The sequence below is a fragment of the Streptomyces sp. E11-3 genome (genome assembly GCF_046540415.1).
In the GTDB taxonomy this organism is placed as follows: domain Bacteria; phylum Actinomycetota; class Actinomycetes; order Streptomycetales; family Streptomycetaceae; genus Streptomyces.
In genome coordinates, this window is record NZ_JAZGRL010000268.1 from 1 (window position 1) to 522 (window position 522).

Annotated in this window: 1 pseudogene; it reads right to left on the reverse strand. The window is 74.9% G+C overall.

The features are described from left to right. Positions 1-98: 98 nt before the first annotated feature. Positions 99-522 (reverse strand): annotated as a pseudogene (locus U9R90_RS36780) (M23 family peptidase); the annotation flags it as partial.

Consider the following 522-nt stretch of genomic DNA (forward strand, 5'->3'; position numbering starts at 1 on the left):
AGCGGGAGGTGCCCCCCTCGCCCTGCGGAACGATTGCCCACAACGGGTAGACGCCATACCGGCGTGAGGGGGCGTGGTGGGGGGTGCGCGCGCAGCGCTTAGGGTTCCCGCGCTACCGGATGGGCTGTCCGTACCGGGGAGCGCGACGAGCGCGAGCACGTGCCCCCCCGCCGCGCCCCCGGCCCACAACGAAACAGACGGCGCGGCCCCGTGCCACGTGCCGAGCCCGGCTCCGGTACGCCGAACACGGGCAGCAGCCTCGACGGCCCCCGCGGCGGGAGCAGCGTGAGCGGGTCGAGGTAGCGGTCGGCGCGGCGTAGGCCCCAGTGGAGGCAGCTGGGTACGCAGTGCCCCGGCCCCCGAGAAAGAACCCCGACCACCTCACCCGCAGCGACCTCGTCCCCCTCGTCGACCAGCGCGCGGACAGGTTCGTAGGTGGTTCGCAGCGGTGGCGTCCCAGTACCGGCGAGCTCGATGGACAGCACCCCCCGCCCCGCCACGCGCCCCGCGAACGACACCCGC